Consider the following 4,502-nt stretch of genomic DNA (forward strand, 5'->3'; position numbering starts at 1 on the left):
CCCGATGACGCCTCCCCTCCCTTCCTCCTCCGATAGCGCCCCCGTGCCCCGGCGACGCGGCAAGGTCCTGTGGGGAGGCGCGGGCGTCGGCGTGGCGGTGCTGGCCGGAGGGCTCTTCCTGTGGAACCCACGGCCTTCATCGCCCGGTTCCACCCCACGGGACACGCACGAGGCGCATGGCGAGTCCCACGCGGACCACACGCACGAGACGCCCCAAGCGAAGTCCCAGGCGCCCATGGAGGTGCTGGTCCAGACGGACCGCGCCGCTCGGGCCGCCGCGACGGGCCAGCGGGTCCAGGCGCACGAGGCGCTGGCGGCCGCGCTGAAGCTTTCGCCCCAGCACGCGCCGGCGCTCCTCGTGAAGGCCTGCCTCGCGCTGGAGGAAGGCCAGGACACCGAGGCCCGCGACGCGCTCCGGCGGTTGGAGGCGGCCGCGCCGGGCGCCTCGGAAGCAAAGCTGCTGGCGCGGCTGTACGAGCTGCGGCGCGGGAGCGGCATGGACTGGCAGCAGGCGTTCCGCCAGGCCTGGGTGGACCTGGGCCAGCCCGACTTCCAGCAGAGCGCGCTGCTCCCCGGCGCCACGCCGCTGCCGCCCGACCCGGCCATCGCCGCCGCGGCGAAGGCCGCCTGGGAGCGCGCCGCGTCGGACGACGTGAGGCTGATGCTGGCCCTGGGCAGCCCGCGACTGGACGCGGACAAGGCGCTCTTCCTGCTGCGGCAGGTGCCTCGGCTGGAGGACCCGTCCCTCTTCGTGGCGGTGATGGACGTGCTCCGGGGCGAGGCCTTGCCGCAGTCCTCCCATGACGAAGCGCGCGCGGTGTTCCGCCAGAAGCTGGAGGCGCTGGCGGCCGCGCACCCGCGCGCCATGCAGCTCCAGTTGCTGCTGCTCCTGGGAGACACGGAGCCGGGCTCGGAGATGAGCGCGGCGGAGATGGACCGCCTGGAGCAGGTGGCCGCCCTGCCCGTGTGGCGCGAGGGCGTCTTCACCCGCACGTACGAGGAGGCCCGGAAGCTGCTGGAGGGCTCGGGGGTGCCGGATGTCAGCGCCACGGCGATGGCGGTGGCGGCCCACAGCGTGACGGACCGGGGCTCGTGGGTGCTGCGCACGCGCAACGTGGGCACGCGGGGCGCGCTGTCCCCCGAGGACCGGAAGCGGCTGGGCCGCATCACCCGCGACATTGGCGCGCGCATGGCCGAACAACCCACCATGGTGGAGCGCATGGTGGGCCTGCAGCTCATCCGCGGCGGCGCCCAGGAGCTGGGCGACGAGGCCGGACGCGAGCAGGCGCTGGCGCGAATCGGCGCGCTGGAAGGCGCGGTGGCCCTCTTCCGCGAGGCGTCCATGGACCGCTGGCCCCTGCATGCGCTGACGGAGGAGTTGATACAGGCGAGCACGCGAGACGAGCCCGCCTACCTGCTGTCCTTCACGCGCGTGGAAGCGAACCAGGCGGCGGAGACCCCCTCACCGTAGCGGCGGCAGGGACGAGGTCTCTCGGGCCCCGGGAGACTGCCACCCGGGGCCCGAGCGGGCCCCCCACGATGCCACGAAGCCGCCGCACGCCGGACCTCCAAGGTCGTCCGGGCAACCGCACTCCTTCCACGCGAGCGCCGGGAACAAGGGGGTTGCTTCCCGAGCGGCCTGCGCGTGGGCACCGTGGAATACCGTCCACGAACTCCAACGCTACGGTGGGCGAAGAATATCGGCTGCGCGTGGCCTGTCCACCCGTCGGGTCCTGACTCCCGCAAGCACCGTGACAGGCCGGGTGTGGTGAGGACCCATAGCAGTTGCGCATTCACGTCGAGTGTGAGCAGGCGCCGTGAAGACTGAATTCCTTTCAGGGTGCTCAGGAAGCAGCGCGGTATGCGGGAAACCGCTACCCCGGCGCGCGAGTGGCCTGCCGCGCTCGCCGCCGAACTCCATGGCCGAGCGCGCATCCCGATGAAGGCACTCCGCTCCCTACCTCCAACAGCTCCAGACACGGTGCCAGGCCCGGCTTCCGTGACATCGTGACGTGGCCCCTTGCGGCGCAATCGCCGTGGGTGCACCTCGGGCCCTGAAACAGAGAGCGGAGGAGCGTCTGGAGGGCGTGGGCGCTCATCGCTCGACGCTTCTCCCCACGCGGGGGAGGTTGCCTCGCGCGGCGTGTAGCGGAGCGTCAGCACGCATTGTCCACCCTCAGCCCCACCGAGGCGAAGGCCCCCGGCCGGAGCTTGGACATGGACGGGAAGCTCCGAGCGCCCGCGCGAGAGGGATTCGCGCAAAGGCAAGCTCAAGGTATTGCCAGCCCATTCCAAGTTGAACGACGGGTCAGGTCTAGAAAGCTGGAAATCTCATCTGAGCCCCGCCCACAAGTTCTCCACAGTGAAGCGCCGCGCCGCTCAGTGCACCGCGTTCTCATGGTGCCCGTGCCCCGGTCCTCCGAAAGTGCCAGGCCAGGGCGCGTTCGCGGGCAGCAACCCCGGCATGGGGAAGCGCATGAAGCGCGGCTGGCTGGTGGCGAAGGGCGGGTCGCACTCGCCACAACCGAGGGCCCCGTCCATCAAGTAGAGGGCGCCCGGCCCCAGCTCCATCAACTGCGGCACCGTGCGCGGCGCGTAGTCGAGCGGGCACTGGAAGGCCTCCGCCCCATCCCGCGCGCGCACGCCCACCAGCAACCGCTGGTGGTCAGCCGCCACCGCGTGCGTCAGCACCAGCGTCTCGGGCGGAAGACCCGCGCCCCTGGGCCAGGTGCCCATCCGGAGCTCCTTGGTCGTCAGGCTTTGGCCTTCCTTCAGCGAGTACAGCCACGCCAGCCCCAGGTCCGGAAGCCGGAAGCCCTTGAGCTGCGTCGCGGCCGGCGTGGCGCTCAGGCTGTCCGCGCCCGCGTTCACCGTGGTGCCCGGCGCGCTGGGCACCACCACCTCCCGAGTGGCCACCGCGCGGCCGAGCTGCTGCTCAAGGGACGACCCCACCGGTGTCCCATCCCGGGTGCTCAACGCCTGGACGCCCCATTCAGGCAGCAGCAGCCCGTCCACCACCGCGAGCTCACCCGCGCGCAGGGGCTCCGTCCTCCGCCAGCGCGGCACCCCCTCCGAGGAGAAGGCCATCAACAACGTGGGCGTCCCCGACGCCAGCGGCGCCCCCCTGTTCAGCGTGGGCGCGAAGGCGACGTAGAGGTCACCCACCGCGTCCGAGGCGAGGCCATACGGGTGCGGGTGGTCGCACTCGGCGAGCAGCGGGTCCGTCAGCTCGCGCGCGGAGACCATGTGGCCGAAGGCATCCAGCACCACCAGGAAGTACAGGCGGCACGCGGTGTCGCGCCGCTGGTCCGTGGGGTAGGCCTCGAAGAGGGCCGCCAGCCGGTCCGGCGCCATCACCGCCAGCCGCGCCAGGAAGAGCGTCTGCGTCCTCTCCCGGAAGTCCGGCCGTGCGTCGGCCAGGGTGAAGGTCCACCGCGGCGCCCCCGTGTCGCGCTCCAGCAGCGACACCGTCCCGTCCATCGGCATGTCCATGCACAGGAGCCGGTCATTCCACAGCATGCAGCGCCGCGCCGGGTGGGAGGCTCGCACCGGAGCCTCGCCCGCCGCGTCCAGCACGGGCGTGCCGTAGAAGCCCGACAACGTCACGTCCCCTTCCGGCCCCACCAGCAGGTCCTGCAGCTGCGCTCCTCCCGCCCGGGCGTCGTGCTCCCAATCCACCTTCAGGGGTCGCGCCGCGGGCCGAGCGCACACGCCGCCGCGGCAGTGCCCCGACGCCTGACACGGACTGGCCGCTTCACACAGGAAGCCCTCCGGCAAATCGCGCTTCACGCAGGCCCCGTCCAGGCACACGTCCGCGTCCTCGCAGGTGCCCTGGGCCGCGCCGCACAGTGTGCCGTCCGGCACGGGGGCCGTGGCGCATCCCATCCGCGGGTCGCACGTCCCCACCTGACACGGCCCCGTCGCTGGACACGGCGGCGCCGGCACGGACTGGCACCCGTCCAGCACGTGGCACACGTCCGTGGTGCAGGCGTCGCCGTCGTCACAGGGGCGCTCCTCGCCCCGGCAGCGGCCCGCCTGACAGGTGGCGCCGGTGATGCAGGCATTGCCCGGCGCACACGCGGTGCCGTCCGGCAACACCGACTCCACACACCGCTCCGTCACCAGGTCGAAGGTGGCCGCCGCGCACGTCACGGGCGTGAAGCACTCCGGCACCGGCTTCGCCTCGCCCGCCAGCACCAGCCGCACCTGGCCACCGTCCGACGCGGTGCCGGTGAGGATGACCTCGTAGCGCCCCTCGGCTTCGGGCGCGAAGCGCAGGCGCACCGGCACCTCTCCCGCCAGCACCCGGACCGGCAGCGCCTCCCCCAACGAGAAGGGCGCCGACACGTCCGTCCACGTGACGTCCAACGGAGCCCGACCGCCATTCACCACGCGGACCTCGGCCTCCCGCCGGGTGCCCGGGTAGGCGGGCGGGAAGTCCACGCGCCGCGCCGACAACCGCAACCGCCCCACCGCCCCCGACAGGGACGGTGTGTCCCGAC

Annotated in this window: 2 protein-coding genes; one reads left to right on the forward strand and one right to left on the reverse strand. The window is 72.7% G+C overall.

What is annotated here, in order from left to right; all coding sequences use genetic code 11:
* A partial coding sequence (locus HV824_RS34910) for a lipopolysaccharide assembly protein LapB (RefSeq protein WP_255208591.1) occupies positions 1 to 1,471 on the forward strand: 1,471 nt, incomplete at its 5' end.
* Between the two features lie 908 nt (positions 1,472 to 2,379).
* On the opposite strand, the gene HV824_RS34915 is transcribed toward HV824_RS34910, so the two are convergent.
* The coding region (locus HV824_RS34915; RefSeq protein WP_176425201.1) for a tenascin-X at positions 2,380 to 4,502 on the reverse strand (2,123 nt) is incomplete at its 5' end.

This window comes from Myxococcus sp. AM009, from assembly GCF_013372605.1.
Lineage (GTDB): Bacteria > Myxococcota > Myxococcia > Myxococcales > Myxococcaceae > Myxococcus > Myxococcus vastator.